This window comes from Thermosulfurimonas dismutans (assembly GCF_001652585.1).
In the GTDB taxonomy this organism is placed as follows: domain Bacteria; phylum Desulfobacterota; class Thermodesulfobacteria; order Thermodesulfobacteriales; family Thermodesulfobacteriaceae; genus Thermosulfurimonas; species Thermosulfurimonas dismutans.
On record NZ_LWLG01000056.1, the window covers coordinates 1 to 640 of the forward strand.

1 protein-coding gene and 1 pseudogene are annotated in these 640 nt (G+C 35.0%); both read right to left on the reverse strand.

Annotation, left to right across the window (positions count from 1 at the left end; translation table 11 throughout):
• Nucleotides 1–190, reverse strand: a pseudogene (locus tag TDIS_RS10720) (DUF4198 domain-containing protein); the annotation flags it as partial.
• Between the two features lie 206 nt (nt 191–396).
• Nucleotides 397–549, reverse strand: a complete 153-nt coding sequence (locus TDIS_RS11125; RefSeq protein ID WP_153303850.1) for a hypothetical protein — start codon at nt 547–549, stop codon at nt 397–399.
• Between the last annotated feature and the right edge of the window lie 91 nt (nt 550–640).

A 640-nucleotide genomic window follows, 5' to 3' on the forward strand; every position in this document is an offset into this window, starting at 1 on the left:
CTCTAGGAGGGGTTGGTGTTTCGGGGAACTTGTGTCCCCAACCGAGGGTGATGCGGACCTCTTGTCCTTTTTTAGGGGTATAATCATCAACGTTTAACCACAGAAAGTGAGCATAGGTTTTAGGAATAAAGGCCAGCAGAAGAAAAAGACTTGTCAAAATACCAATCACAAATTTTTTCTTTATCTTCATAAGACACCCCCTTTAGTTACTTTTTTGCGTACCTTTTTGGCCTACTATAATTATAGCTTTACCATATTTTCCTGAAGGTACATGAAACTTGTCTCCTTTTCTAACTCTAGAAGCAGCAATAATATAAGTCCCCTCTTTGCATTTTGTGCATTTAGATAAATCAATCTCTCCTATCAAACTTCCTTTTTTCGTATTCTCTTTTCCTGTTACCCTTTATGCTTTCCCAAAATATTTGTAACCGATTTTTTAACTCCTTCAGGAGTTACATATGAAAATTCACTTATATCTTTTTTTGGTATTAAAATATCTTCATAAGGAAAGTTATGACCAAACACAACTTTTATTTCAATGTTTTCCATAGAATCGAGATAATAATTTTGGGGCTTGGAGCCAAAGATCGTGAGCTTTGACTAAACTACTGAAAACTAAAAGACACATAAAACTAAAGGG

Bases quoted from the DNA above. Each gene is read 5' to 3' on its own strand.
- TDIS_RS11125 (WP_153303850.1), bottom strand. From the start codon at position 549: ATGGAAAACATTGAAATAAAAGTTGTGTTTGGTCATAACTTTCCTTAT.